The organism is Plantactinospora sp. DSM 117369 (assembly GCF_053764795.1).
Map to the genome: position 1 here is coordinate 4,587,763 of NZ_CM132446.1, position 25,931 is coordinate 4,613,693.

At 73.1% G+C, this 25,931-nt stretch carries 22 protein-coding genes and 1 pseudogene; 13 read left to right on the top strand and 10 right to left on the bottom strand.

What is annotated here, in order from left to right:
• The first annotated feature begins 339 nt into the window (after positions 1–339).
• Complete coding sequence (locus ACSMXO_RS19865; protein WP_455418894.1) at positions 340–1,707, top strand: Kelch repeat-containing protein; 1,368 nt, start codon at positions 340–342, stop codon at positions 1,705–1,707.
• A gap of 222 nt (positions 1,708–1,929) precedes the next feature.
• Here ACSMXO_RS19865 and ACSMXO_RS19870 read toward each other — a convergent pair whose 3' ends face one another.
• From ACSMXO_RS19870 to ACSMXO_RS19885, 4 genes are all read right to left on the bottom strand, one after another.
• Entirely contained in the window at positions 1,930–2,382 is a 453-nt protein-coding gene (locus tag ACSMXO_RS19870; RefSeq protein WP_455418895.1) for a hypothetical protein, read from the bottom strand.
• 81 nt (positions 2,383–2,463) lie between these two features.
• Entirely contained in the window at positions 2,464–3,279 is an 816-nt protein-coding gene (locus tag ACSMXO_RS19875; RefSeq protein ID WP_455418896.1) for a hypothetical protein, read from the bottom strand.
• Positions 3,276–3,770, bottom strand: a complete 495-nt coding sequence (locus tag ACSMXO_RS19880; protein WP_346257567.1) for a SigE family RNA polymerase sigma factor — start codon at positions 3,768–3,770, stop codon at positions 3,276–3,278. Before ACSMXO_RS19880 ends, ACSMXO_RS19875 begins: the two co-directional genes overlap by 4 nt.
• A 210-nt stretch (positions 3,771–3,980) precedes the next feature.
• A complete protein-coding gene (locus tag ACSMXO_RS19885) occupies positions 3,981–4,187 on the bottom strand; it encodes a hypothetical protein (RefSeq protein ID WP_455418897.1) in 207 nt (68 codons plus the stop codon).
• Positions 4,188–4,385: 198 nt separating this feature from the next.
• Here ACSMXO_RS19885 and ACSMXO_RS19890 point away from each other — a divergent pair.
• Positions 4,386–4,526, top strand: a pseudogene (locus ACSMXO_RS19890) (helix-turn-helix domain-containing protein); the annotation flags it as partial.
• 167 nt (positions 4,527–4,693) lie between these two features.
• The gene (locus tag ACSMXO_RS19895; protein ID WP_455418898.1) at positions 4,694–5,209 is read left to right on the top strand and encodes a GNAT family N-acetyltransferase; all 516 of its coding nucleotides are present in this window, start codon (positions 4,694–4,696) and stop codon (positions 5,207–5,209) included.
• 322 nt (positions 5,210–5,531) lie between these two features.
• On the opposite strand, the gene ACSMXO_RS19900 is transcribed toward ACSMXO_RS19895, so the two are convergent.
• The 3 genes from ACSMXO_RS19900 to ACSMXO_RS19910 form a co-directional block, all read right to left on the bottom strand.
• Positions 5,532–6,365 carry a CPBP family intramembrane glutamic endopeptidase gene (locus ACSMXO_RS19900; RefSeq protein WP_455418899.1) on the bottom strand — a complete coding sequence of 278 codons (834 nt, stop codon included), beginning with the start codon at positions 6,363–6,365 and terminating at the stop codon, positions 5,532–5,534.
• Between the two features lie 129 nt (positions 6,366–6,494).
• The gene (locus ACSMXO_RS19905) at positions 6,495–7,025 is read right to left on the bottom strand and encodes a DinB family protein (RefSeq protein ID WP_346257572.1); all 531 of its coding nucleotides are present in this window, start codon (positions 7,023–7,025) and stop codon (positions 6,495–6,497) included.
• Between the two features lie 81 nt (positions 7,026–7,106).
• Entirely contained in the window at positions 7,107–8,318 is a 1,212-nt protein-coding gene (locus tag ACSMXO_RS19910) for a GNAT family N-acetyltransferase (RefSeq protein ID WP_455418900.1), read from the bottom strand.
• A gap of 336 nt (positions 8,319–8,654) precedes the next feature.
• On the opposite strand from ACSMXO_RS19910, the gene ACSMXO_RS19915 reads away from it, so the two are divergent.
• Complete coding sequence (locus tag ACSMXO_RS19915) at positions 8,655–10,244, top strand: amidohydrolase family protein (protein WP_455418901.1); 1,590 nt, start codon at positions 8,655–8,657, stop codon at positions 10,242–10,244.
• Positions 10,245–10,375: 131 nt separating this feature from the next.
• Here ACSMXO_RS19915 and ACSMXO_RS19920 read toward each other — a convergent pair whose 3' ends face one another.
• Positions 10,376–11,392 carry a substrate-binding domain-containing protein gene (locus ACSMXO_RS19920; protein WP_432891818.1) on the bottom strand — a complete coding sequence of 339 codons (1,017 nt, stop codon included), beginning with the start codon at positions 11,390–11,392 and terminating at the stop codon, positions 10,376–10,378.
• 531 nt (positions 11,393–11,923) lie between these two features.
• Between ACSMXO_RS19920 and ACSMXO_RS19925 the strand changes: the two genes are divergently transcribed.
• From ACSMXO_RS19925 to ACSMXO_RS19940, 4 genes are all read left to right on the top strand, one after another.
• Complete coding sequence (locus ACSMXO_RS19925; protein WP_432885075.1) at positions 11,924–12,487, top strand: snapalysin family zinc-dependent metalloprotease; 564 nt, start codon at positions 11,924–11,926, stop codon at positions 12,485–12,487.
• 370 nt (positions 12,488–12,857) lie between these two features.
• Positions 12,858–14,219, top strand: coding sequence for a hypothetical protein (locus tag ACSMXO_RS19930; RefSeq protein WP_455418902.1), 1,362 nt, complete (start codon positions 12,858–12,860; stop codon positions 14,217–14,219).
• On the top strand, positions 14,216–15,208 hold the full coding sequence (locus tag ACSMXO_RS19935; protein WP_455418903.1) for a transporter substrate-binding domain-containing protein: 993 nt from the start codon (positions 14,216–14,218) through the stop codon (positions 15,206–15,208). Before ACSMXO_RS19930 ends, ACSMXO_RS19935 begins: the two co-directional genes overlap by 4 nt.
• A 91-nt stretch (positions 15,209–15,299) precedes the next feature.
• A complete protein-coding gene (locus tag ACSMXO_RS19940; RefSeq protein ID WP_455418904.1) occupies positions 15,300–16,616 on the top strand; it encodes a hypothetical protein in 1,317 nt (438 codons plus the stop codon).
• A 169-nt stretch (positions 16,617–16,785) separates the two neighbouring features.
• On the opposite strand, the gene ACSMXO_RS19945 is transcribed toward ACSMXO_RS19940, so the two are convergent.
• The gene (locus ACSMXO_RS19945) at positions 16,786–17,139 is read right to left on the bottom strand and encodes a hypothetical protein (RefSeq protein ID WP_455418905.1); all 354 of its coding nucleotides are present in this window, start codon (positions 17,137–17,139) and stop codon (positions 16,786–16,788) included.
• Between ACSMXO_RS19945 and ACSMXO_RS19950 the strand changes: the two genes are divergently transcribed.
• The 5 genes from ACSMXO_RS19950 to ACSMXO_RS19970 all read left to right on the top strand — a co-directional run bounded on the left by ACSMXO_RS19950 (position 17,123) and on the right by ACSMXO_RS19970 (position 25,338).
• The gene (locus ACSMXO_RS19950; protein ID WP_346257582.1) at positions 17,123–19,273 is read left to right on the top strand and encodes a serine/threonine-protein kinase; all 2,151 of its coding nucleotides are present in this window, start codon (positions 17,123–17,125) and stop codon (positions 19,271–19,273) included. The genes ACSMXO_RS19945 and ACSMXO_RS19950 overlap by 17 nt on opposite strands.
• Positions 19,270–21,132, top strand: coding sequence for a protein phosphatase 2C domain-containing protein (locus ACSMXO_RS19955; RefSeq protein WP_455418906.1), 1,863 nt, complete (start codon positions 19,270–19,272; stop codon positions 21,130–21,132). Before ACSMXO_RS19950 ends, ACSMXO_RS19955 begins: the two co-directional genes overlap by 4 nt.
• Complete coding sequence (locus ACSMXO_RS19960) at positions 21,129–22,421, top strand: VWA domain-containing protein (RefSeq protein ID WP_455418907.1); 1,293 nt, start codon at positions 21,129–21,131, stop codon at positions 22,419–22,421. The genes ACSMXO_RS19955 and ACSMXO_RS19960 overlap by 4 nt, the downstream gene beginning before the upstream one ends.
• A 4-nt stretch (positions 22,422–22,425) precedes the next feature.
• On the top strand, positions 22,426–23,187 hold the full coding sequence (locus tag ACSMXO_RS19965) for an FHA domain-containing protein (RefSeq protein WP_346257585.1): 762 nt from the start codon (positions 22,426–22,428) through the stop codon (positions 23,185–23,187).
• 297 nt (positions 23,188–23,484) lie between these two features.
• Positions 23,485–25,338 (top strand): Xaa-Pro dipeptidyl-peptidase, encoded by a 1,854-nt coding sequence (locus ACSMXO_RS19970; RefSeq protein WP_455418908.1) that lies wholly within the window; start codon positions 23,485–23,487, stop codon positions 25,336–25,338.
• A gap of 107 nt (positions 25,339–25,445) precedes the next feature.
• Here the strand turns inward: ACSMXO_RS19970 and ACSMXO_RS19975 are convergent, their stop codons facing one another.
• Positions 25,446–25,817 (bottom strand): FKBP-type peptidyl-prolyl cis-trans isomerase, encoded by a 372-nt coding sequence (locus tag ACSMXO_RS19975; RefSeq protein ID WP_130462889.1) that lies wholly within the window; start codon positions 25,815–25,817, stop codon positions 25,446–25,448.
• Positions 25,818–25,931 lie beyond the last annotated feature (114 nt).

Sequence of the window (25,931 nt, forward strand, 5' to 3'; positions counted from 1 at the left end):
TCGACTATGAATGAGTGATTGCTCAGTCAACCGGGAGAAGCTCATGCCTGACGACGTCCGCGTGGCTGTCGGTGACGAGGCGGCCAAGTCCGTTGCGCAGCCGCGTGAGGCCCACGGCGGACTCCTCGGAGGGTGCACATCACGGCCGACACGAAGATCGCCTGGGTGGTGGATCTGCCCGCCGGCAAACGTCCGCCGCCACCCAGATCGACCCAGGCCACGACGGCAGCGAAGTAATCTCCCGCCGGCAACGACCGCGTCCGCCGAGTTCTACCACCGCGGCGGCCGCGCGGAACTGCTGCCCGGGTACGCCAGCCCCTGACCACCAGCCTGCCTCATATGCGCGGTCCGCAGGCAAAGCGTCCGATGCGCCTGCGCGTCCAGCGCGGACGCCCCTTTGATGTCGCCGACTCGTCGCTGGGTCGCGCCACCGAACGCATCGCCGAACGGCGTAACACGAATTGCCGATTTCACAATGAACCTTTTCAACCTCCCCTTGCGGTCCGGCGGACCGCAAGGTCGGACGCGGTGCGTGAGCGCCGCGCGGTCCAGGTTGAAAAAGGTTCAATGGAGGAATTGATGATCAAGAGACAGGTTTATGTTGCTGTGGGCGCCAGCGTCGCGCTCTCTCTCGCGGTCCTGGCCGGCGTGGCTCGGGCCGGTTCGGAGGATGCGGCACCCGCGCGGCAAGCAGCCGTCGAGGGGGGTCATGCGGCACATCTGGCTGCCGCGGCGCCTACCGTCGGACCGACCGTCACGCCGGTCTACGGGCGGGGCTGGCGTGCTCTGGCTCCCATCGCGGGCGGGCCGCGCCAGGAGCACAGCGTCGTAGCGATCGGTTCGGACGTGTACGTGGTCGGTGGGATCAAGCCGGATGGGGCGGGTGGTCTCGTCACCGTCACCGACGTCGAGGTTTACGACACGCGCCGGGACCGCTGGCGGCGGTCCGCGCCGCTGCCGGTGGCGATGAACCATCCGAACGCGGCAGTCGTGGGTGGCAAGTTGTACGTCCTCGGTGGGCTGTCCGGTGGCGCGTCCTGGGAGGCGCTCGGGAACAGTTTCGTGTTCGACCCGGCGACGAACCGATGGAGTTCGCTGCCGCCGATGCCGGCCGATGTCCGGCGGGGCAGCGCGGCCATCGGCGTCTCCGGCAGCAAGATCTACCTTGCCGCCGGGATGCGGACACTGACTCCCGGCCCAGGCGGGTTGCAGGACACCGTGGCGACAGTGAACTCCTACGACGTCGTCACCCGCCGCTGGGCACGGCTGCCTGACCTGCCGGAGGCCCGCGACCACGCCGGCGGTGCCGTCGTCGGCACCACCTTGTTCGTCGTCGGCGGACGCGACCGCGGGCAGGTCAACGTCCGTGACACCGTGTTCGCCCTGGACCTTGGCGGCGGCAGCTGGAACGCTCGGGCCTCGATGCCCACCGCCCGAGGCGGCATCGCCACCGCCGTGATCGGGACCACCATCTACACCTTCGGCGGAGAAGGCAACGTCGTCAACGGCGTCAACACCGTTTTCCCGCAAACGGAGGCGTACGACGCTCGCCGTGACCGCTGGCAACGGCTGGCGCCCATGCCGATTCCCCGCCACGGCGGCGCGGCGGTCGCCGTGGGCGACAGCATCTACCTGCCCGGCGGCGGCAACCGCGGCGGCGGAGCACCGATGGACGTCAACGACGCTTTTCGACCCGGTCATAGGTGACCGCCGTGCATGACAAAGGAAAGACGCCGAGCGGAGGCCATCTGGGTCACGCTGGATCGTGTCCGGCGTGGCGTACGCGACGCCTCTGACGTCAGCGAAGAGAAACCGCACAGGCTGCCCGTCGAGCGGCCCGCCGACGCCGGCCCTTCTCGAACACGCGCACGCCCTCCGTCAGATCGACCTCGGATATTGCGTGCGTCTCGCTGGTGAGCACGTCTGAGCTCAGGCGGAGCCGGCCGCCTGCTGGTTCCACATCGTGATCACGACGCCGACGACGAAGACTTGCACCGGCAGCGGCAGGCCCGGCAGGTCGGCGGCGACGTCACCGCGCCAGAAGCTCGTCTGCCGCACCGAGCCGACCCGACGGCCGGCGGCGTGCAGTTCCTGCTCGCTGCTGAACAGCGAGGCGCGCTGGAAGTGGTACGTCTGCCCGTCGGCCTCGACCGTCCACCGCTTGCGGCCGACCCGGTCCGCCGAGGCGACCGCACCGCCCGCCGCGTCGAGCAGGGTGTAGCGGTTTCCCCAGGCGTTGCCGCGCACCTCGTAGCGCCGGCCCTCCAACTCGAAGTCGCCGCCGTTGCGCCAGAAGGCGTTATCCCAGGTCGTCACGGCCCGGTCCCGGACACTGATCTCGTATCGGCTGCGCCACGCGCTCACCCTGCGGGCCTTCAACACGTCGTCAGGCTAACCCCAGTGGGCGAGCCCCAACCGGCAGCGGCAGCGGCTGACCGTCAGCCTGGGCCGCACCCCCCTCCGTCAGCAGGCCGTGGTGGCCACGCAGAGCCGGCTGGCGGTGCGTTTCGCCAGCTCCCGCAGGCGCTGCGGATCCTCGACGTAGAAGCTCGTGATCGCGACCAGGTCGGCCACCCGGACGACCGCGGCGAGCACGACCTGCCGGTTGAACACCTCTCCGGTGGCGGTCTCCCGATCGTCGATCTGGGTTCGGACCATCAGCGACTCCTCACCGGCGAAGTTCCGGTCGATCACCGACGCGGAGCGCTCCGCCTCGGCCGGGCGGCTCGGCGTGGAGTTCTCGGTCGCGGTGCGGTAGACCGCGCAGGCCGAGACCGTCCGGGTCACGTCGGTCATCACCTGCCGGGCGACCTCGCCGGGAAACCGTCGCGCCTCGGTGAAGACGTACGTGTGCCCCTCGTCGTCGCCCTTCCTGGCCACGATCTGGCCGCGCATGAACAGGTACGTCCGGTAGGCGTCGATGTTGAGCGAGGCGTACCGGGGGCACGCGTCCTCCTGGGCGAACTGCCAGGTCGGATACTCCCCGGCCAGATAGGTGTGCGCGTTGTCGATCTCGAAGTCCGGCCCGACGTCGGAGGGTTGCAGCATCGCCTCGATCGGGATCGCGTCGCCCTGGAATTCGACGTCCGGTCCGACCGGCTGCGGCCGAAGCAGCGTCCAGGCGCTCCCGAGCAGGGCGACGACGGCAAGCGTCGCGCCCGCCACGGCACGGATCCGCCGGCGCGTACCGCGCCGCCGGATCCGTGCCGCCTCCGCCCAGTACAGCGTGGACAGTTCCCGGTCCAGCCGGCCCGCCAGCTCGTCCAGCCTGTCGGTCATGACACCGCACCTTCCGGCTCGTCGGTCAGCAGCTTCGCCAGCGTCGCGCGGCCCCGGGACAGCCGCGCCTTGACGGTTCCGACCGGTACGCCGGTCTCCCGCGCCGTCTCCGCCACGCTCAGGCCGAACAGGTAGTGCAGGGCGAGCGCCCGGCGCTGCGCCTCCGGTAGCTGTCGCAGCGCCTCGACGATCTCCAGGGTCTCGGTGGACGGCGCGGCTACCGGCACGGGCGGACCGTGCCGGACATGTGCCCGGATCCGGCTGCGCAGGCCACGCCACCGGCTGATGGCGAGCCGGGTGGCGACGACGCGTACCCACGACTCCGGGTCCTCGTACCGGCCCACGGTCGACCAGCGCTGCCAGGCCCGGACGAATGCCTCGTGGACGACGTCCTGCGCCTCGGCGAGGTCGCCGGTCATGACGTACACGAATCCGACCAGGCGTTGCCGGGTGCTCCGGTAGAAGTCGTCGAAGTCATGGCCGTCACTCACCCGGTCCTCCGCGAAAATGCATGCGGGTTATACGCGCATGCCCACCCGGGAGGTTGCGTCGCGACGTGAGGTTTCCGGCCTGCCCGGCCGAGCCCGAACCACGTCCTGATCTCCCATCGGCGGTACCGGGCCGAAGTCACCGGCGAACACCGGTCGATCCCCTCCGGTCGAGCCCCGGGGCGCTGGTCGACGGTGCTCCGCCGGTGTCGGTCAGCGCGCGGCGACCACGCCGAGCAGTTCGAGGTACACGTCGAGGAAGAGCCCGCCCTTCAGCTCCGCGCTCGGGCCGGCGCCGAGGAGGCCCACCTCGGGGTCGTAGGTGACCCCGCCCTTCGGACCGACCGGGAGGACGATGGCGTCCGCCGCCGCCCGATAGGTGGCCAGGGCGGCACAGCCACAGTGGGAGCCACAGCACACCTTCCGGGGAGTTGGTCGCGGTTGTATCTCCGCGTCACCGACTCTGCGGGCCGCGACGAGGGGTAGGAAGGCCGGACAGATGGTGGTAGGGACAGGGATACCGTCCGGGCGCCGTACCGCTGTTGGGTTCGACGAGTAAGCGACAACGAGCTGGGGTTGCTCCTCCTGTCCCGCCATTACCGTGATCACTCCGTCGAGGTGGGGCTGCCGGCGGGTCCCCGGCGACGCACCTCGGGACTGCGCCGGGCCGAGGTCGCGATGCTCGCCGGAGTCAGCGTGGAATACCTCATCCGGCTCGAACAGGGCCGGGACCGGCACCCGTCGCCGCAGGTCCTCTCCGCCCTCAGCCGAGGACGACCAGCGGCTGGTGGTCTACCTGCCCGCCGACGCGGCGACCGGCGGCGCGCTCGACCGGCTGCCCCGTCGCCGGCCGCACGGCCTGCGGGTCGTGTCCGGCTGACCCTGCGCGTGCGGAGCGCCGAAGGGCCGGCTGGAAGAATCCTCCCATGATCCGAATTCGACCCACCGGTGTCGACGACGCGGTCGTGCTGGCCGAGGCGTACCTGGCCAACCGCAGCTTTCTGGCCCCCTGGGAACCCGTCCGGCCGGAGAGCTTCTTCACCCCCGCCGGTCAGCGTGCCCGGCTCGAACAGGCGACGGCAGACCGGGAGAGCGGCACCGGCTACGGCTGCGTGATCGAGTACGACGGGCAGGTCTGCGGCACGATCACGCTGTCGTCGATCCTGCGCGGGCCGGCACAGTCCGCGAACCTCGGCTACTGGGTGGCGAAGTCCGTCAACGGGCGCGGAGTCGCGACCCGGGCGGTGGGTCTGATCCTCGACATCGCCTTCGGCGAACTGGACCTGCACCAGGTGATGGCCGGAACACTGCTGCACAACACCGGGTCACAGCGGGTACTCGGGCGCAACGGGTTCGACCGGATCGGCGTCGCCAGGGCACACGTCGAAATCGCGGGGGAGTGGCAGGACCACATCCTCTTCCAACGCCTGACCGACCGCTGATCCGGCCCCGCCTCAGGCCCGGCGACGCCACCGGGGCGGGGCAGGACACCGCCACCGGTCGTGCGTGGCGATGGTGGTGACCGTACTCACCCGGCCACTCGATGACCAGCAGGTATCAGAAGCACTCTCGCCCGGGCCTGAGTCGAGCGGCTCGGCGAGCGAGGCCCCGGGTCGCAGCTCGGCGTGGGAGGTCTGGGACGTCGACTCCCACATCCGGATCGTCAACCGGCAAATCGAGCAGGCTCGGGCGATCGGCAACCTGTCCATCCTCCCGGACGCGTTGAGCACGCTGGCCGGTCCGCGTCTCACATCGATATCGGTGTCATTGCCTGGCGTCACGGGAAGTGGTGGAGGCCGCTACACGTGCCGGCGACAACCGGCCGGTGAGCAGGATCCAGGCACAGATGGCCGCGAGCGGGACCAGGCCCAGCAGGTCGGCGGATGCCGGGTCGAGGCCGCCGGCGTCGATCAGCAGGGCGGCGGAGAGCGTCCCGATGACCATGTTGTTCCCGGCGTGGGCAAGGCAAGCGACCCAGACGCTGCCGGAGCGCAGGAACAGCCAGGCAAGGATCACGGCCTGGGCGACGATCAGGAGAGTCCAGGTGACGATCCCGAGCAGCGGGCTCGCGTAGCCGGCGTAGTCGGTGAAGACCAACGGGTAGTGCCACGCGGCCCAGACGAGACCGGTGATGAGCGCGGCGCGGGCGGGGCTGCGACCGACCCGCTGTTGGAGGTAGCTTCGCCAGCCGAACTCCTCACCCCAGAACAACGGAGTCAGGACGACGGGGGCCACGAGCACCAGCAGCGTGGCGGGGCCGGGGAGGTCGGCCAGGTCGGGCTCGTACAGCCCGAGGGCGGTGGCCAAGCCGACGGTCACGGCCAGCACCAGCACGGGGCCGATCCAGGCGATCAGGTAGTAGCGTTTCGCGGCCCGCAGACGCGGCGCCAGGCCGGCGTCGGCGAAGCCTTCCCTGGTGACCCAACGGCGTACGACGACGGCCGCGACCGCCGGCCCGAACGCCATCGGAAGCCCCATGGTCAGCTGGGTCACCGGGTCGGCTATCGACCAGCCGAGCACCGCGTGCGCGACGAAGACGGCCGCCCACGCCAGTCCGAAAGCAATGAGGAGATAGCTGAGCACACCCTTGGATCCCATGGCCTGGAACGCAACCACCGATCCACGTCGGACGTCGTCACACCAAGGCGCCAAAGACGCCGTCATACCTGAGAGCTACGGTCACCCGATCGGGCGCACCGGCAGGCGACGACCACGAAGGGACCAGGGTCAGGCCGCCGCCCGCGCGTCGTGCAGCAGCCGGAGCTGGCCGAGCTCGGCGACGTTCTTCATCAGCTCCGCGTTGACCCAGGCGACCATGTGCGCGACGGTGTGCGCCGGGTCGCCCTGCCACGGGAACGGGGCTGTCTCGTCGAGGTCCGCCTCGGTGAGTCCGTCGAGCACCGACAGCCATTCGGCGCGGAGGGCGCGCAACCAGGCGACCGTCGCCACGGCGTCGCCGGGCCAGTCGACCTCGGCGCGGTCCGGTGGGGTCCGCCCCCGTGCGTGGTCGACGGTCACGCTCCACCACCACCCGATGTGCCAACTGAGCCAGCCGACGGTGGGAACCGGGACCGGATCCGGCTCGGTGTCCGACCAGTCCGGCCGCCATCGGCCGGCGCCGTCCGGACGTACCGTCCAGAAGTGTGCGGCCGGCTGCCACAGCAGGTGGGCGGGCTCCAGCCGCTCCAGGTGGTATTCGAACAGCGACCAGGTCAGGTCGAACTGCCAGCGCAGCAGTTCGGAACGGGACGTCGACACCCGGGCGATCCTCGCATCGCGGCGGCGGTGGGGCGAGCGGTTATCCCACCGGTACATCCTTCGGTGCCGGCGGATGCCGGTTCAGAGCGGCTTGACGTACCGGTGGCAGGGGACCGGAATCGTGCCGTCCCCGATCACCGCTGGATAGTCGAACAGCCCGTCGTCGATCCAGCCGGACCGCTGGTAGAACCGTCGGGCCCGGCTGTTCCCGGGGACGACCGCCAACCAGGCCCGCCGGTGACCACCGGCGGCGACCAGCCGCTCGGCCTCGGCGAGCAGCCGGCCGGCGACACCGCTGCCGCGATGTGACGCGGCGACGTACACCTGCTCGACCTCCTCGCCGACCACCATGACGAAACCCGCCACCTGCCGGTCCGGGCCGGCGACCGCCACCACGGTGTCGCCGACGCGCTGCGCGGCCCGTGCCCGGAACGACTCCGGGGTACGCACCGCGACGAGAGCCTCCGGCACGTGCCCCAGATGCCCGTCGCGCCAGCCGGCCGCCCAGATCGCCGCGACCGCCTCGGCGTCTGCGGCGGTGGCCGGACGCAGGTCGATCTCCGGTATCGAGTCGATCTCCGACATCGGGCGAGGGTAACAGGAATGTCCGGGGGCGCCGGTGGCGTCGCCGTGGTGAGCGCACCTGGTGAGGTACCTCCGGAGACCGTCGACCGGGCCTCCACGACGGCGGGCCGGTGCACCACCGGCGGCGCGCGGGTCACCTGGATGGCGCAGGGCGAGGATCACCCGGCGCCGGGCGTCCCGGTACGTGACGCCGGCCCGGCTCAGGGTCGTTGACACCGAGCCGGGCAGGCGGTCGTGGCGGAGCAGCGCCAGCAGCAGGTGTCCGGAACTGATCTCCCGGTGCCGCAGGGCGATCGCCTCGCGCAGGCACAGTTCGACGACCTTCCTGGCTCCCGCGTCGAGCGGCCCGGCGAGCCAGCCGTGCCGGCGCGGTCGCTCCGGCGGTCCCGGGCGGTCGAGCAGCGCGGCGGAGCCGAACTCCTGCTCGATGCGCCGGAACACCTCCTCGGCGTCGACGCCGACGGCGCGGAGAGCGCAGATCTCGTCGTCGGTGAGCCGTCTCCGGCCGGCCGGTCGGGTCACCGCCGCCCGGAGCACGGTGGTGGTGACGCCGTAGCCGGCCAGAATCCGGCCACCGGTGCCCCGGCCGTCGGCGGCGAGGCCGAGCAGCAGGTGTTCGGGACCGGCCCGGGCCGCCCCGGTCTCGGCCGCGATCTCGACGGCGGCGGAGAGGGTACGGCGGGCGTCCGCGGTGAACCGCTCGAACATGTTCCGCTCCCACGGGTTGGCCGGTCCGGGTGTTCCAGGTCTCTCGGACGGAGGCCCGACAGGTGATGCCGGAGGCGCCCGCCGCGCCCGCCGGCGGTCGGGTCCGGTCGGGCACCGCGGGTCCAGCGGCACCCGGCAACGCTGTCAACCTAGATTGACAGCATCGTTTCTGTCAACCGGGGTTGACGGAACGGGTGGCCTCGTGACCGCCGTGGCGGCCCTGGACCCGCTCCCGCCGGCAGCGGTCAGTCGCGGGGCGGAGGTGGACCTAGGACCACCCCGCTCCGGGTGGCAGGACGTGTGACCGGCCGCCCCGTCGGCGCGACGATTCCAGGTATGACAACGAAGCTTTCCCGCCGCAACGTGCTCGTCGCCGGTCTCGCCGTCGGTGCCACCGCCGGTACCTCGCTGGCCGCCGGCACGGCGACCGCGGGCCCGGGCCGGGAGTCCGCGCACTCCGGATCCGCCGCACCGGACGCGGTGATCGCGTTCACCGCCGCCACCGTGATCGACCCGGCGTCCGGGCGGGTCCGACCTGACACGACCGTGCTGGTACGCGGCGACAGCATCACCGAGGTCGGCCGGACCGGCCAGGTCCGGGTGCCGCACGGCGCCGCCGTGGTCGACCTGCGCGGCAGGTTCCTGATCCCCGGCCTGGCCGACATGCACACCCACGGGTACGCCGAACAGATCGATCCGGCGCTCTGCGTGGCCAACGGGGTGACCACGGTCCGGGAGATGTCCGGTACGGCTGCCGTGCACGACTGGCGGCGCCGGATCGAGGCGGGCACCCTGCTCGGTCCGCGCTACACGATCGGCAGCCGGATCGTCGACGGTGCACCGACGATCTGGGATCCGACGATGCTCAGCGTGCTCTCGGTGGCCGACGCCGAGCAGGCCCGGCAGGCGGTCCGCCAGGTGGTGGCGGAGGGGGCAGATTTCGTGAAGGTCTACTCCCGGCTGTCGCCGTCGTCGTACCGGGCGATCGCCGCCGAGTGCCGTCGGCTCGGTGTCGAGTTCGCCGGCCACTGCCCGGACGAGCTGCCGATCACCGAGGCGGCCACGCTGGGGCAGGCGAGCGTCGAGCACGTGTTCTGGACCGCCATCGACACGTCGAGTGCGGAGGAGCAGCTCCGGGCCCGGATCGGACGGATCCGGCTGGAGACCGGCGACTACAGCGGCTGGTTCGCCGCGATCCACCCGGTGGAATGGCTCGCCGCGCAGACGTACAGCCCGGCCAAGGCGCGTCGGGTGTTCGCGCGGCTGGCTGGCCGTCGTACCCGTCAGGTGCCGACCCTCGCCATGCACCACGGGCTGGACAACGCGCGCACCCTCGACCTGTACGCCGATCCGCGCGTCCGCTACCTGCCCGCGCCGATGCTCGCCGGCCAGCAGTACGCCCTCGACGAGCTGTATCTCAAGGACCGCTCTCCGGCGGAGGACCCGGAGTGGGCGGCGATGTTCGCGCACCGGCTCCGGATGGTCGGCGAGCTGCACCGGGCCGGGGTACCGCTGATGGTCGGCACCGACGTCGGCACCTGCGGATTGTTCCCGGGCTTCTCGGTCCACGACGAATTGCGGTACCTGGTCGAGGCCGGGCTGAGCCCGATGGCCGCGCTGTACGCCGCGACCGCCGAACCGGCGAGCTTCCTCGGTGCCCGTACCGGCCGCATCGCCCGGCAGGCCGCCGCCGACCTGGTGGTGCTGGATGCGAATCCGCTCACCGAGATCGGCAACACCCGGCGGATCGACGGGGTGGTGGTGCGGGGCCGCTACCTCGACCGGGCGGCGCTGGACGGTCTGCTGCGCGGGGTCGAGGAGGCGGCCGCCGCGATGTCCGAGGAGGCGCCGGGTGGCGCGGTCGCGGCGGTCGGCTGCCCCTGTCACGGCGCCGCCGCGACCGGGGCGCGGACCCGGGCGGCGTGACCCCCGATGCCGTCGGTTTGGCCATGTCGTCGGCCTGGCCGGGGCGACCGCGCGCCCGGTCGGGCCGGCCCGGCACGGTCAGCCCAGCCGGTGTCGGTGCGCTGCCGTCCGGACCGGTCGGGCTCGCCCGGTCAGCTCCGGCCGGCCGGCGGCGCGGCGGTGCTCTGCCGGATCACCAGGGTCGGCTCGATCGGCGTGGCGCTGTGCAGCACCGGGACCGGCCCGCCCGTCCGGCCGGTGGCGTCGAGCAGTTGCAGCAGGGTCGCCATGCCGCGCCGGCCCACCTCGTCGAAGTCCTGCCGGACGGTGGTCAGCGGCGGCAGCATGAACTCCGCCTCCGGGATGTCGTCGAAGGCCACCACGCTGATGTCGGCCGGTACCCGGACGCCCCGCTCGTGCAGGGCGCGCAGCAGACCGAGCGCCATCTGGTCGTTGGCGACGAAGACCGCGGTGACGTCCGGGTTGCCGGCCAGCGCGGTACCGGCCGCGTACCCGGACCGGGCGCTCCAGTCCCCGGAGATGATCGGCGGTACGGCGGCGCCGGCCTCCTCCAGCGTCTGCCGCCAGCCGATGATCCGGTCACCCGCCTCCAGCCAGTCGCTCGGGCCGGAGACGTGCCACACGGTGCGGTGTCCGAGTTCGAGCAGGTGCCGGACGGCGAGTCGGGCCCCGGCGACCTGGTCCACCGAGACGGACGGCAGCCCGCTGTCCTGGCCGGCCTCGACGGCCACCGCCGCCATGCCCTTGGGCAGGCTGTGCAGCGCGGCGGCGGCCGCCATCTGCGGCGCGATGATGATGACCCCGTCCACACCCTGACCGTCCAGCGCCTCGACCGCGCTGAGTACGCCCCGGCGGTCGACCTTCTCCAGCGTGACGATGCTGACCCCGTAACCGGCGGCCCGGGCGGCGCGCTCGATGCCGAGCAGTGTGGAGGCCGGGCCGAACAGGATGGTGTCGAAACTCACCACTCCCAGCACCCGGGAGCGGCGGCTGGCCAGGGCCCGGGCCATCGCGTTCGGCCGGTAGCTCAGCTCGGCCATCGCCCGGACCACCCGGTCCCGGGTCTCCGGCCGGACCCGTGGATGACCGTTGATCACCCGGGAGACCGTCTGGTGCGATACTCCGGCGAGCCGGGCCACGTCGGTCATCACCGCCGGGCGCCCGGTCCGCGACGGCGTGGTCACGTGGTTCTCCTCCGCCAGCACAATCCCGCTACCACCTTCCACCCCCGCCGGCGACGCCGGACGTTCGATCCAGGTTAGCCCTATCACCCTGGTCGACGTTCGCGACGGCGCGTCTTCGGCCAGGTTACGTTTCGGGTCCACCAGGCGATGTCGATCTCCGGTCCGGCGGAGTCGTCGGCGCCGCCGATCCCTGCCGTCCGCCCGCCGGCCCCGCCCCGAGCGGTCGGCAGCACCAGGTCGGCCCGCCGGACCGCGCCACGCCCGCGCTCGCCCCGGGCGCTCGACGGCTCTCCCCGCGGCCGCGCGACCGGCCCGGTCGCCACTGCGGCGTGCCCGGCGTGCCGGTGCTCCCCGGCTGCCCGGCGGTGCCGGGCTGCCCGGCTGCCCGGTATGAGGCAACTGCTATGCGCCGGCCGGCGGGTCGGGGACCTAGATTAATGAGCATCGATCGAGGGCGTCGGATCCTCATCTTCCCCGCTCCCATAAGGAGTCGTCATGCTCAGACGCCACCTCCTCCGGGCCACGCTCGGCCTGCTGACCCTGGCCACCTCGCTGGTCGGGGTCCAGGTCGCCGCCGCGCCGGCCACCGCCGCGCCGGTGCGCACGGTCTACTACGACGCGAGCCGGGCCGGGGAGTTCACCACCAACTTCACCCAGGCCGCCCAGATCTGGAACAGCAGCGTCAGCAACGTGCGGCTGGTCGCCGGCACGCCGGCGACGGTGACGATCTACGTCGACAGCGGCTGGCCGCGGGCGTACGTCACCGGGCTCGGTTCCGGACGGGTCTACATGGGTTGGCAGGCCGTGAACCAGGGGTACGACCGGACCCGGATCGCGACCCACGAACTCGGGCACATCCTCGGGCTGCCCGACCGGCGTACCGGACTCTGTTCGGATCTGATGTCCGGCAGCAGCGCCCCGGTCTCCTGCCGCAACGCGTACCCCAGCGCGGCCGAGGCGGCCCGGGTCGACGCGCTGTTCGCCGGCGGCCTCGTCCCCGGGTACGCCGGCGGCGCGGCGGCGACCGTCGCCGGAACGTACGTCTGGACCACCGGCTGACCGCCGGGCGGGCCGCGCCGCAGCACCCGGCGCGGCCCGCCCGGGTCGACTCCCGGTCCGGGCGGTCCGGCACGCCGCCCGGGCCGTTGCCGTGCCCGGCTCTCCGGGCGGGCACCTGGACCGGTCCTGGCGGGGCCCTGGCCGCCGGGTCTCCCGGAGCGGCACCGCGGGAGTTCCGGATCCGAGCGACTGGCTACAGTGGACCGCGCACGAGGTGGTCGTCGGTGGCGGCCGGTAGGGTCGCCGACACCGGCGGGCCGCCCCCCACCGGTTGAGCCGATTGGTTACCTTGAAGCCGGTCGTTCAAGATCTGACCGCCTGGGCCACGTCCGGTCGGCTGGTTCCCGGTGCGGTGTTGGGGAGGTTTCGGGTGGGTTCGCACGGGTCGGCGGTGGCTGTCCCGCCAGGCCGGTTGGCCGTTCCGCCGCAACCCCGCCCGCCGGACATGCTGCGCCGGATCACCACGCCGTTGCGCCGCACGCCCGGCCGGTTCACCGCGATCCTGGCCGGAGTGGTCGTGCTGGGCCTGCTCACCGGCGTGGTCGCGTTCGTCGGCGTACGGCAGCGCGCGGACCTGGTCCGCGGCGTCACCGCCCGCAGCGGCGAGCTGGCGGTGGCGGCACAGAGCCTCTACCGCGCGCTGTCCGACGCCGACGCCACCGCCGCGAGCGCCTTCCTCTCCAACGGTCTCGAACCGCCCGCGCTGCGCGACCGCTACCAGCGTGACCTGGCCGACGCCGCCTCGGCGCTGACCGTCGTCTCGGCCGCGGTCTCGGACGACAGCCGGGGTGCCGCGGCGGTCGCCCGGATCACGGCACGGCTTCCGGTCTACAGCGGGCTGGTGGAAACCGCCCGCACCTACAACCGGCAGGGCCTACCGCTGGGCGTCGCCTATCTGCAGGAAGCTTCCGGCCTGATGCGCGACGAACTGCTGCCCGCCGCCCAGGAGCTCTACGCGACCGCCTCGACCGAGCTGGACAAGGCGCGGGACCGGGCGGCCGGCTTCCCCTGGGTGGCGGTGCTGCTCGCCCTGTTCACCCTGGCGGCGCTGGTGCTGACGCAGATCCACCTGACCCGGCGTACCAACCGGCTGCTCAACGTCGGGCTGCTGGTCGGCACCGGTGCCACGGTACTGCTGATGGCCTGGCTGACCGGGTCGGCGCTGGTCGCGGCCGGAAACCTGCGGGACAGTAGGGACTCCGGTTCGGCCCAGGTCAACCTGCTCGCCGAGGCCCGGATCGCCGGTTTGCAGGCCCGTGCGGACGAGGCGCTGACCCTGGTCGCCCGAGGCAACGGCGCGGCGTTCGAGGAGAACTACGGTGTCGTGATGGAGCGACTCGCCGGCGCCGACGGCTCGGGCGGACTGCTGGCGCAGGCCCGGGCGGCCGCTCCGGACGACACCACCCGGCAGGCGGTCGAGGCCGCTATCGCCCGGAGCAGGGAGTGGTCGGCGGCGCACCGCAACGTGCGGACCCTCGACGACAGCGGCGAGTACGCCAAGGCGGTGGCCGCCACGGTGGGCACCGGCGAGCAGACCACGGCCGCCATCTTCAACCAGTTCGACGAGGCGCTCGCCCTGGCCATCACCCACAACGGAGACCGGTTCGAACGCGAGGCGGTCAGCGCCGGCCGGGCCCTGACCGGGGTCGACATCGGTATCGTCGGACTGAGCCTCGTCCTGCTGATCGGGGCCGCGGTGGGCATGCAGCAGCGGATTGTGGAGTATCGATGAGACACCGGCATCTCGCCGGCCGGTTCCTCGCCGGCATCCTCGTGGTGGTGGCCACGGCGGGTCTCGCCGGATGCGGCACGGACGAGCCGACGCTCCCCGACGGCCAGATGCATGCCGACCCGCCCCGGCCGGTCGGCATGCAGGATCCGGCGGTCGTCCCGACCGGTCCGGCGGCGTCGTCCGGCTCGTGCAACCCCCGGGCCAGCCTGCGGCCGTCCGGCACGCTGCCCCGTCCCCGGCAGATGCCGTCCGGCACCGCGATGGCCGAGATCGTCGAGCGTGGACGGTTGATCGTCGGCGTCGACCAGAACAACTACCAGTTCGGGTTCCGCGATCCGCGGACCGGTCAACTCACCGGCTTCGACGTCGACATCGCCCGGGAGATCGCCCGGGGTCTCTTCGGCGACCCGGGCCGGATCCAGTTCCGGGCGATCAGCTCGGCCGACCGGATCAAGGTGGTCAAGGAGGGCACCGTCGACATGGTGGTCCGGACCATGACGATGAACTGCGAACGCTGGCAGGAGGTCAGCTTCTCCACGGAATACTTCACCGCCGGCCAGCGCGTTCTGGTCAACCGTGGCTCCGGGGTGAAGACCATCGAGGACCTGCGGGGCAAGAAGGTCTGCGCGGCGGCCGGCAGCACCTCGATCCGGAACATCGCGGAGAAGGGCACGGTGCCGGTCTCGGTGGTCAACTGGACGGACTGCCTCGTGCTGCTCCAGCAGAACCAGGTCGTCGCGGTCTCGACCGACGACAGCATCCTGGTCGGGCTCGCCGCGCAGGACCCGAACACCGAGGTCGTCGGCCCGCGGTTCAGCGACGAGCCGTACGGGGTGGCGATCTCCCGCGAGGCGCCGGAACTGGTCCGGTTCGTCAACGGCGTACTGGCCAAGATCCGCTCCGACGGGACCTGGACCCGGCTCTACACCCGATGGTTGACGTCGCTGGGCCCGGCGCCCGCGCCACCGGTCGCGCGTTACCGGGACTAGCGTGTCTCGTGGACCTTCCGGCGCAGTGGCGGGGCATCGGCGGTCACCCGTCGGCGCCGGCCGGCACCACGAGAGGCGGTTGGTCGCGCCGATGACCGTGCCGCCGCCGTCCCCGATGGGCCGTGCCGAGGTCGACCGGCTGCTCGGCGCGCTCGGCGCGGCACACGAACGGGCCTCGGCCGCGCTGTACGCCCTGGACGGCCGGCCCGCGCTCGCCCTGCTGCGGGACACCCGGCCGACCGGCGAGACCGCCCGGGTCGGCGCCGACGTGCTCGCCCGGACCGGCGCGCTCTGGTCCCAGTTCGCCGCCTTCGGTGCCCTGCTCGGCCAGGCCCGCGAGGTACGCGCCCGGCGGTCCCGGCCCGGCGACATCGAGTTGCGGGAACTCGGCGAGTTGCTCGGTGCCCCGCTGGTCGCGCTCGACGCCGACGGGACGGTGCTCGACGACCCGGCCGCCGCACCGGCACAACGGATCCGGTTGTCCGCACTCGCGCGCCGGATCGAGACCGAGGCCGCCGCACTGGCCGGCACCCTCGCCCGGCTGGAAGCCGCGCGGTCCCGGCTCGCCGGATGGTTCGGGCAGCTCACCGACGCGCTGCGGCGGCTGCGGGCGGACGCCGTCGCGCTGAGCGGGGCGGAGCGACCCGGCGATCTGGGGGATGCCCGCTGTCCGGCCGCAACCGATGCCGCGCCGTCGTTGCGAGACGAACTCGACCGGCTCGACCGGGCGGTCGAGGAGGCGTACCTGGCTGCGCTCGCCGACCCGCTCGGCGTGACCGGGACCGGACCGACCGCGACCGCACTTCGGGACCGGTTGCGGCGGTTCGAGATCGAGGTCGCCGCCCTGACCGGTCGGCTCGCCGAGCTGACCGAGGTACGCGACGGCTACTCCGGACGGGTCGCGCGGTTGGCGACCGAACTGGACGAACTCGCCAGGGCCGCCGCCGAGACGGCCCGCACGCATGCCCTGGCGCAGGACAAGATCGCCAATTCGGCGCTGCCGGACCCGTCGCCGGATCCAACTCCGGCGTTGCGTGCCCAGTTCGCCCAGCTCGGCCAGGTGCACCGGGAGCACCGGTGGAGCCAGGTCGGCACGGAACTGGCCGCGCTCGAACGCGGCGTGGCGGCCGCCCGCCGCCGGATGGCCGAGTCGCACGAGGCGGCGGACGGGCTGCTGCGGCGGCGTGCCGAACTGCGGGGGCGGCTCGACGCGTACCGGGCCAAGGCGGGTCGACTCGGCCTGATCGAGCACCCCGAGCTTTCCGGGCGGTACCGGCGGGCCCGTGACCTGCTCTACACCAGCCCGTGCGATCTGTCGGCGGCGACCCGGGCCGTGGTCGCGTACCAGCGTCATCTCAACGATCTTGCCGAGCGCCCGGCGCCCGGTGCGAAGGGAGCCCTTCCATGAGCACCCGCTGCCTGCGGCCCGGTTGCCCAGGCTCCTACCTGCCCGACGGCTACTGCGACGAGTGCGGTCGGCGCGCACCGGCCGGATCGGCGGCCGCACCCGAGAACACCGGCCCGGCGGCTACCGGTCAGCCCGGGACGGCTACCGGTCAGGCTGGGACGGCTACCGGTCAGGCTGGGACGGCTAGCGGCCAGGTGGCGGCGTCTGCCGGTACCGGCCGGTCCGGGGCGCCCACCGGGGCGGGCCGGGCGTCGGTGCCGACCGGAACCGGCCGGGCGTCGGTGCCAGCCGCCGCAGTGGGCGTCTCCACGGGCACCGGCCCGGGACTCGCGCCGTCCGGGCACGGCTCGGTGCCGGGACAGGCCGGGGCGCCGCCCGGCCAGGCGCCGATCTCCACCGGCCCCCGGCCCGGGCCAGCGTCGACGGGGCAGGGACCGGCGTCGGCCGGACGGGGCCCGGCATCGACCGGCACCGGGCGGGGACCGGCCTCGACCGGGAGCAGCACCATGCCGAGCCGGGGCACCTCGAACTCCGGCTCGCGGGGTTCCAGCCGCTCCCGGAGTGCGTTCCGGGGTGGGCTCGGCGCCGGCCTGGTCGACATCGCCCGGGTGCCGCTGCGCGACCCGGCGACAGCGGTGATGGCCGAGCCGAAGGTCGCCGAGTCGCGACGGTACTGCGTGAGCTGCGAGAAGCCGGTGGGACGGGGCCGGGACGACCGCCCGGGTCGGGCCGAGGGCTTCTGTCCGCACTGCGGCACCCAGTTCTCCTTCCTACCCCGGCTCGGCCCGGGCGACGTGATCAACCGGCGGTACGAGATCCTCGGCGCACTCGCGTACGGCGGGCTGGGCTGGATCTATCTCGCCCGGGACCGCAACGTCAGTGACACGGTCAGCGACCGCTGGGTGGTGCTCAAGGGACTGATCAACACCTCGGACGAGGACGCGATGGCCTCGGCCGTGGCGGAGCGTCGCTTCCTGGTCGAGCTGGACCACCCCAACATCGTCAAGATCCACGACTTCGTGGAGCACCCCGACCCGCGCACCGGCACCCCGGTCGGCTACATCGTGATGGAGTACGTCGGCGGCCAGTCGCTGCGGGACATGCTGCTGGCCCGGCGCCGGGACACCGGCCAGCGCGCCCTGCCGTTGCCCGAGGTGATCGCGTACGGGATCGAGATCCTGCCGGCGCTGGACTACCTGCACGACCGCAACCTGCTCTTCTGCGACTTCAAGCCGGACAACGTCATCCACGCCGAGGAGCAGCTCAAACTCATCGACCTGGGCGCGGTACGGCACGTCGACGACAGCGCCAGCGCGATCTTCGGCACGCCCGGCTACCAGGCGCCGGAGGTCGGCACCCTCGGTCCCTCGGTCGCCTCCGACATCTACACCGTCGGCCGGGCGCTGGCCGTGCTCAGCCTCGACTTCCGGGGCTTCTCCACCACGTACGCCAACCGGCTGCCGGAACCGGCCGACGCGCCGCTGTTCGCTGCCGAGATGTCGTACCACCGGCTGCTGCGCCGGGCCACCCACCCCGATCCGGACCGGCGCTTCCAGAGCGCCGGGGAGATGAGCGAGCAACTGCTCGGCGTACTGCGCGAAGTGCTCTCCGCCGCCGACGGTGTGCCCCGGCCGGCGGTGTCCCGGCAGTTCACGCCCGAGCGGCGTGCCTTCGGCACCGAGGCCGGCGAGGTCGGCCGGGCGGTGGCGGGCCGGGCCTGGGGCGCCGGGGGCGGTGTCCCGCCCGGTGCGATCGCCCCGGCGCCGCCGGTGGTCGCCGCCGCGTTGCCGCTGCCGCAGGTCGACGTGCTCGACCCGGGCGCCGGCTTCCTCGCCTCGCTCGGCGCGACCGACCCGGCGGAGCTGGTCCGGCAGCTCACCGCGGCGCCGGTCCGCAGTGTGGAGGTGGCGCTGCGGCTGGCCCGGGCCCGGATCGAGGGCGGCGACCTGGCGGGGGCCGCCGCGGACCTGGACCGGCTGGCCGCAGCCGACCCGTTCGACTGGCGGGTGGACTGGTACCGGGGCCTGGCGGCGCTGACCGCGAACCGTCCCGCCGAGGCCCGGGTCGCCTTCGACGCGGTCTACGACGTCCTGCCGGGTGAGCCGGCGGCCCGGTTGGCGCTGGCGGTGAGCGCCGAGTGCACCGGCGACCGGGAACTGGCGACCCGGCTCTACGACCGGGTGTGGCGGGTCGACCACGGCTACCTGAGCGCCGCGTTCGGGCTGGCCCGGATCCGGTTCCTGGTCGGCGACCGCGCGGGTGCGCTCGCCGTACTGGACCAGGTGCCGGACAGTTCGAGTCAGCACGTGGCCGCGCAGGTCGCCGCCGTCCGGGCCAGCCTGCCCGGTCTGGCGGCGGGCACCACCGGGCCGGACGACCTGCTACGGGCATCCGCCCGGCTGGAACGGCTCGGCCTTGACGTGGAACGGCAGACCCGGCTCACCATCGAGGTGCTGGAGGTGGCCCTGGCCTGGGTACGCAGCCGGTCGGCGCCCACCTCCGCGGCTCGGGTGCTGGGGCACGAGCTGTCCGAGCGCGGCCTGCGGTTCGGGCTGGAACGGGCGTACCGGACACTGGCCCAGCTCTCCCGCGACCCGGAGCTGCGGATCGCGCTGGTCGATCACGCGAACGCGGTCCGACCGAGGACACTGGTGTGACCGCCGTCGGAGCCGGCGCCGCCGGAAGCATGCCGAAACCCTGTCCCGAGCACGGCGCGCCCGACGACCCGGCACACCGGTACTGCGAGGTCTGCGGCCGGGAGTTGGAGCGCGTACCGCTGGGGGAGCCGACCGGGTCGTCCGGCTGGGCCGCCCCGGCGACCGGCTCGTTCGCTCCGGCCGAGTCACCCCGGTCGGCCACCGCGACCACGACCGGCCGGGCGGAGGCATCCGGCTCGGTCGAGGTGCCGGAGTCGACCGAACTGCTCCGGCTGGCCGACCTTTCCGGGCCGACCGCGCTGTCCCGGCTGGAGGCGCTGGCCGGGCCGACCGGATCGTCGAGGCCGAGCGGACCGAGTTCCACCGGATCGTCGAGTCAGACCGGATCGTCCGCGCCGTCGAGTCCCACCGGCCCGTCCGCACCGTCGGGACCGCCCGGAACCGATGGGCGCGATCGGGCCCCGGTACCGGCTCCACCAGCCGCCTCCGACTGGCGCGCCGATCCGGGCGGTCAGCCGGCGACGACGAGTTGGAGCAGCGCGTCCGGTGTCGCAGCGGTACCGCCGGCGAGCCGGGGTGCGGCCACTCCGTCCGGTGCACCGGGCTGGGGTGCGTCGACACCGTCCGGCGCCCAGAGCCAGCCGGGGGAGCGGGGTGGGTTCGTACCGCCAGCCGCGCACCCCGGTGCGGCCGGCCGGGCCGTACCCGCACAACCCGGCGCACCGGAAAACCAGGCCGGCTATCCGCCGCCACCCGCGCCGCCGGATTGGGCGGGGCCGCCGGTGCCACCGGCCCCGCCCGGTTGGTCTGGGCCGCCGGCACCACCGGCCCCGCCCGGTTGGTCCGGGTCGCCGGCACCATCCGCCCCGTCCGGCTGGACCGCCCCGGCCGCACCGGCCGGTTCATCCGGGTGGACCGGTGCGGCGCCGTCGCCCGGCCCGGCCAGCCCACCCGGCACCTGGCTCTCGTCCCGTGCGGTCGGCCAACCATGTCCGGGCTGCGGTACCCCACCCTCCGGCGACTCCGGTCACTGCGACCACTGTGGACGGCGCTCGTCCGTGGGCCGGGACCGTGCCGACCTGGATCTGGGGTCGGTCGCCGCCGTCACCGACCGGGCACGGCGGCGGCGCAATGAGGACGCGGTCACGGTCGGCCGACTGGGCCAGACCATCGCGGCGGTGGTCTGTGACGGGGTGTCGACCTCGCTCCGCGCCGACCTCGCGGCGCACGCGGCAGCGGAGGCAGCTCTGGCCACGATGCTCTCCGCACTGGGCAACGGCGCTGCCGCACCCGATGCCGTGGTGGCCTCCGGCCGGGCCGCGGCCGAGGCTGCCCGGGCAACCGCACTGCACGACGACGGGCAGGTGCCGCCGAGTTGCACCTTCGTCGCCGCCGTCGTCACCGCGGGCTCGGTCACGGTCGGCTGGATCGGTGACAGCCGGGCCTACTGGCTGGGCCCGGACGGCGCGGTGCACGAGGCGGTCTGCCTGACCGTGGACGACTCGGTGGTCGGCCAGATCCGGGCCGGGCGGCCGGTGCCGCCCGGCGCCGAGCAGGATCCGACCTCCAAGGCGCTGATCCGGTGGCTCGGCGCGGACTCCAGCGACGCCGAGCCGCAGGTGGTGACGTTCCAGCCGGGGCGGCCGGGGCGGCTGGTGATCTGCTCGGACGGGCTCTCGCACTACCTGCCGAACGCGGCGGCGTTGGCGGCCCGGATACCTGGACCGGGCGGTGCCACGCCGATCGCGATCGCCCAGGACCTGACCAGGTTCGCGGCGGAGGCAGGTGGACACGACAACATCGCCGTCGCGGTCCTGCCGTTCCCGCCCGCCGCAGGTTCGGGGGGAGCGGGCGGGTGAGCGGGGTACCGCAGTTCGTCGCCGAGGTGGACCACAACGAGTACCTGCCGGCCGGCGGCCAGGTGGTGGATGCGATCCTGACGGTGACCGCGTCCGGTCCGGACCTGCGTAATCCGGCGACCGTCCCGACGGCGGCGCAGGTGATCATGATCGACACCTCGGGCTCGATGGCGATGCCGCCGACGAAGCTCGCCGAGGCGAAGCGGGCCACGGCGGTAGCGATCGACACCCTGCGCGACGGCGTGGCCTTCGCGGTGGTCTCCGGGAGCGCGGTCGCCCGGATGGTCTACCCGGTGCAACCGGGGATGGTGCCGGCGAACGCGCAGACCAGGGCGGCGGCGAAGGTGGCGGTGGCCGGGTTGCGGGCCGACGGCGGCACCGCCATCGGCCGCTGGCTGGACCTGGCCAACTGGCTCTTCGCGAGCCGCCCCACCGAGGTACGACACGCGATCCTGCTCACCGACGGGCGCAACGAGCACGAGACGCCCGAAGACCTGCGCCGGATGCTGGCCGTCTGTGCGGGCCGGTTCGTCTGCGACAGCCGGGGCATCGGCAGCGGCTGGGTGGCCAGCGAGCTGCGTACCATCGCCTCGGCCCTGCTCGGCACGGCCGACGGGCTGGAACACCCGGCGCAGTTGCCGGCCGCGTTCCAGGCGATGACGGCGGCCGCGATGGGCAAGCGGGTGGCGGACGTCGCGCTGCGGATCTGGAGTCCGGCCGGCTCGACCGTACGCACGGTCAAGCAGGTCTTTCCGCACGTGGAGGAACTCACCGCACGCCGCTTCCCGGTCAGTGCCCGGATCGGGGACTATCCGACCGGCGCGTGGGGAGCGGAGACGCGCGAATACCACATATCCGTGACCCTCGAACCCGACGTGGTCGGTGAGGAGGTGCTGGCCGCCCGGGTCAGCCTGGTCGCCGCCGGCCAGGTGCTGACCGAGCGGCTGATCCTGGCCAGGTGGACCGACGACACCGCGCTCTCCACCCGGATCAGCCCGCAGGTGGCGCACTACACCGGGCAGGCCGAACTCGCCGCCGCGATCCAGGAGGGGCTGCGGGCCCGGGAAACCGGCGACGTGGACGCCGCGACCGCCCGGCTGGGACGGGCCGTGCAGTTGGCTGCCGAGTCGGGACACGACGAGACCGCGATGCTGCTCGGCCGGGTCGTCGACGTCATCGACGCGCCGACCGGCACCGTGCGGCTCAAGCGGCAGGTGGCCGCGCTGGACGCCGAGCTGGCCGACGTGCGGTCGGTGAAGACCGTGCGGGTGAAGAAGGAGCAGGGGTGAGCCGGTGACGGCGGCCACCTGCCCCCGGGGACACGAGTCGTCCACGGTGGACTACTGCGACGTCTGCGGCGTACCGATGCCGCGTCGCGGCGCCGGCCCGGCTCCGGACGGCGCCGCAGGACCGCTTCCGGCGCCGGAGGTCGGCGTACCGGTGGAGCCGGCGGGCGGTGCAGCGGAAGCCGCGCGGGAACCGACCCCGGCCGTGCCGTGCCCGGTCTGCGGCACCCCGCAGGTGGGGCGGTTCTGCGAGGAGGACGGCTACGACTTCCTGCTCGCCCCGCCGGTCGTCCCCGCATCGGCCGGTACCGCACCGGAGGCCGGCAGCGAGGCGCCCGGGCCGGGCGCCGGCTGGCAACTGGTGGTGGACGCCGACTCCGAATACTTCGACCTCGTCCGATCGTTCGGCGGTACGGACGCCGGAAGCCTCACCTTCCCCCGCTTCGTCGTGCCTCGCCGGTTCACCCTGGAACCCCGGCAGTTGCTGGTCGGTCGCCGCAGCCGATCCCGAGGCGTACACCCGGATATCGACCTGATCGGCCCGCCCGTGGATCCCGGGGTCTCCCACCTGCACGCGCTGCTGCTCCCGCAGCCGGACGGTTGGGCCGTGGTGGACCTGGAGTCCGCCAACGGCACCTATCTGAACGATCCGTCGACGCCACCGATCGTCGCGAACGCCCCGGTCCCGCTCGGTGACGGCGACCGTGTCTACCTCGGTGCCTGGACCCGATTGACGATCCGGGCCGACCAGGCGAACTCTCTCCCCTGAACCGCGCGAAAGGTTCACTGACCGGCGGCCCCACCGATCGACGTATCCGGCTGGGCTATCTAGGATGGGCCGTCAATGTTCCCACCATCGGCAGTCTCTTGTCCGTCGTAGTCAGCCGTTCTCGGCGCGGCCCGCCCGACCATTCCGACAACCCTGGAATGCGCTACGCCGTCCGGTGAGGACGGTGCTCCGCTCCGACGACCGCGACAACCGGTCCGCCGGGCCGGCAGCGCGGCGCCGGGCGCCAGCCCACGAGGACTGGTCGAGAGGAGCAACTCCATGCCATCAGCAGGTCCCGTGAGGATTCTCGGGGCGTACGCGGTCGGCCTGGCCCTGGTCGCGGCACCGGTACCGGCCCGCGCCGCCACGGCCGCGCCGCCGCCGGGCATCGTCGTGCAGGACGGCATGACCCAGCCGGTCTTCTCGTTCGAGGAGGCGATCGAGGAGCGGGTGTGGGTGGAGACCCCGCTCGACACCGACCACGACGGCCGGCGCGACCGGGTGGTGGCGGACATCTCCCGGCCCCGGGAGACCGACACCGAGGGCCTGCGGGTACCGGTGATCCTGGAGCACTCGCCGTACTGGAAGGACACCTGGGGCGACGTCCCCTATCCGAGCGTCCTCGTCGATGACCTGCCGCAGAGCGCGTCGCCCGGCGCGTCCGCCCGGCGGGCCGAGCAACCGGGCATCCGGCGGGCCAAGGCGAACCTGCCCGGCCAGCTCGACGACTACTACGTGCCGCGTGGCTACGCGGTGGTGCTGGGGCAGAGCGTCGGCACCGGTGACTCCGACGGCTGCCCGACCAGCGGTGACTCGGCCGAGACGCTGGGTACCAAGGCGATTATCGACTGGCTGGGCGGGCGGGCCCGGGCGTACGACGCCAGCGGCGCACCCGTGCGGGCCGGCTGGACCACCGGCGCGGTCGGGATGACCGGGGTCTCCTACAACGGGACCCTGCCGAACATGGTGGCGACCACCGGCGTCGAGGGGCTCAGGACCATCATTCCGGTCGCCGCGATCAGCAACTGGTACGACTACTACCGGGCCAACGGCCTGGTGGTGGCGCCCGGCGGATACCAGGGTGAGGACGCCGACATCCTCACCATGTACACCGCCGGGCGAGCCCGCTCGGCGGGGACCTGTGCCGACGAGATCGCCGAGATCGCCGAGGAACAGGACCGGGTCACCGGCGACTACACCAGGTTCTGGCGGGAGCGCGACTACCTGCCCGGGGCGCGCAAGGTCCGGGCCAGCGTCTTCGTCGTACACGGGCTCAACGACTGGAACGTGAAGACCGGGCAGTTCGCCGACTGGTGGGACCAGCTCGACCGGTACGGCGTGCCGCGCAAGCTGTGGCTGCACCAGGGCGGCCATGGTGGACCGGGCAGCGCCGCCACGGTGACCCTGCCGGACGGGCGGTCGTGGACCTACAAGCAGACCGAGAACCGCTGGTTCGACTACTGGCTGTGGGGCGTCGACAACGACATCATGGCCGAGCCGAGGGCGGTGGTGCAGCGCGAGGACCGGGTCTACGCCACGTACCGGGACTGGCCGGACCCGGCTGCCCGGGAGGTGTCGTTGGGGCTCTCGGCGAGCGACGCGACCGCGCCGGGCCGACTGGTCGGGCACGGTGGGCGGGGTCGGGCCGCGCAGAGCCTGGTCGACTCGGGACGGACCGTCACCCCGGCCGAACTGGTGGCCGGACCGGACACCGCCAACCCGAACCGGCTGGTCTACACCTCCCCGGCGCTGGGCCGGGACGTACGGATCTCGGGCCGGCCGGAGCTGCGGGTACGGCTCTCCGTCGACAACCGGACGGCTGCGAACCTGACCGGCTACCTGGTCGACTACGGACCGGTCGGCTCGACCGAGGCGCCGGTGGTGGTGAGCCGGGGCTGGCTGGACCCGCAGAACCGGACCAGCGAGGCGCACAGCCGGCCGCTCCGGCCGGGGCGCCTCGCCGACTACCGCTGGACGATGGAGCCGAAGGACTACGTGTTCCGCTCGGGGCACCGGTTCGGTCTGGTGATCTTCTCCAGTGACCAGGAGTACACGCTGCTGCCGCTGCCCGGCACCCGGCTGACGGTGCTGCCGACGTCGAGCAGCCTGACCCTGCCGGTGGTGGGTGGCCGGACCGCGCTCGGTTTCTGAGCGCGGTCCGGGCCGGGGTCACCGGCCCCGGACGCCGACGGCGTCCGGGGCCGGTCTGCCGGGGTGGACGTGCCCCGGCCGGGTCGAAACGGGTCAGAACCTCGAGGTCAGAACTTCACGTCGACCAGGTCGACCACGAAGACGAGGGTGGCGCCCGGCTTGATCCGGTTGCCGACACCCTGGTTGCCGTACCCGAGCTGCGGCGGGATCACCAGCTTGCGCCGGCCGCCGACCCGCATCCCGAGTACGCCCCGGTCCCAACCCTCGATGACCTTGCCGCCACCCACCGGGAAGCTGAACGGCGAGCCGCGGTTCCACGATGAGTCGAACTCGTCGCCGGTGTCGAACGAGACCCCGACGTAGTGCACCACGGCCCATTGGCCCGGCTGGACCTCCTGGCCCGTGCCGATCGTTATGTCCTCGATGACGAGGTCGGCCGGCGGCGGACCGTCGACCAGACCCACGGTGGGCTTTTCCATCCGGGTACCTTAACGCCGGACCGGGACCGTGATCACTTTACCCGGTGGAGTGTCGCGGCAGGTGAGCGCCGCAACCGCCGTCGGGACACGGATCGTCGGCACCCGGGCCGGGCC

Excerpts from the sequence above, each read along its gene's own strand:
- ACSMXO_RS19865 (WP_455418894.1), top strand. The coding sequence starts at position 340 with ATGCGCGGTCCGCAGGCAAAGCGTCCGATGCGCCTGCGCGTCCAGCGC.
- ACSMXO_RS19875 (WP_455418896.1), bottom strand. The coding sequence starts at position 3,279 with ATGACCGACAGGCTGGACGAGCTGGCGGGCCGGCTGGACCGGGAACTG.
- ACSMXO_RS19895 (WP_455418898.1), top strand. The coding sequence starts at position 4,694 with ATGATCCGAATTCGACCCACCGGTGTCGACGACGCGGTCGTGCTGGCC.
- ACSMXO_RS19900 (WP_455418899.1), bottom strand. The coding sequence starts at position 6,365 with ATGGGATCCAAGGGTGTGCTCAGCTATCTCCTCATTGCTTTCGGACTG.
- ACSMXO_RS19910 (WP_455418900.1), bottom strand. The coding sequence starts at position 8,318 with ATGTTCGAGCGGTTCACCGCGGACGCCCGCCGTACCCTCTCCGCCGCC.
- ACSMXO_RS19915 (WP_455418901.1), top strand. The coding sequence starts at position 8,655 with ATGACAACGAAGCTTTCCCGCCGCAACGTGCTCGTCGCCGGTCTCGCC.
- ACSMXO_RS19920 (WP_432891818.1), bottom strand. The coding sequence starts at position 11,392 with ATGACCGACGTGGCCCGGCTCGCCGGAGTATCGCACCAGACGGTCTCC.
- ACSMXO_RS19925 (WP_432885075.1), top strand. The coding sequence starts at position 11,924 with ATGCTCAGACGCCACCTCCTCCGGGCCACGCTCGGCCTGCTGACCCTG.
- ACSMXO_RS19935 (WP_455418903.1), top strand. The coding sequence starts at position 14,216 with ATGAGACACCGGCATCTCGCCGGCCGGTTCCTCGCCGGCATCCTCGTG.
- ACSMXO_RS19940 (WP_455418904.1), top strand. The coding sequence starts at position 15,300 with ATGACCGTGCCGCCGCCGTCCCCGATGGGCCGTGCCGAGGTCGACCGG.
- ACSMXO_RS19950 (WP_346257582.1), top strand. The coding sequence starts at position 17,123 with ATGCCGAGCCGGGGCACCTCGAACTCCGGCTCGCGGGGTTCCAGCCGC.
- ACSMXO_RS19975 (WP_130462889.1), bottom strand. The coding sequence starts at position 25,817 with ATGGAAAAGCCCACCGTGGGTCTGGTCGACGGTCCGCCGCCGGCCGAC.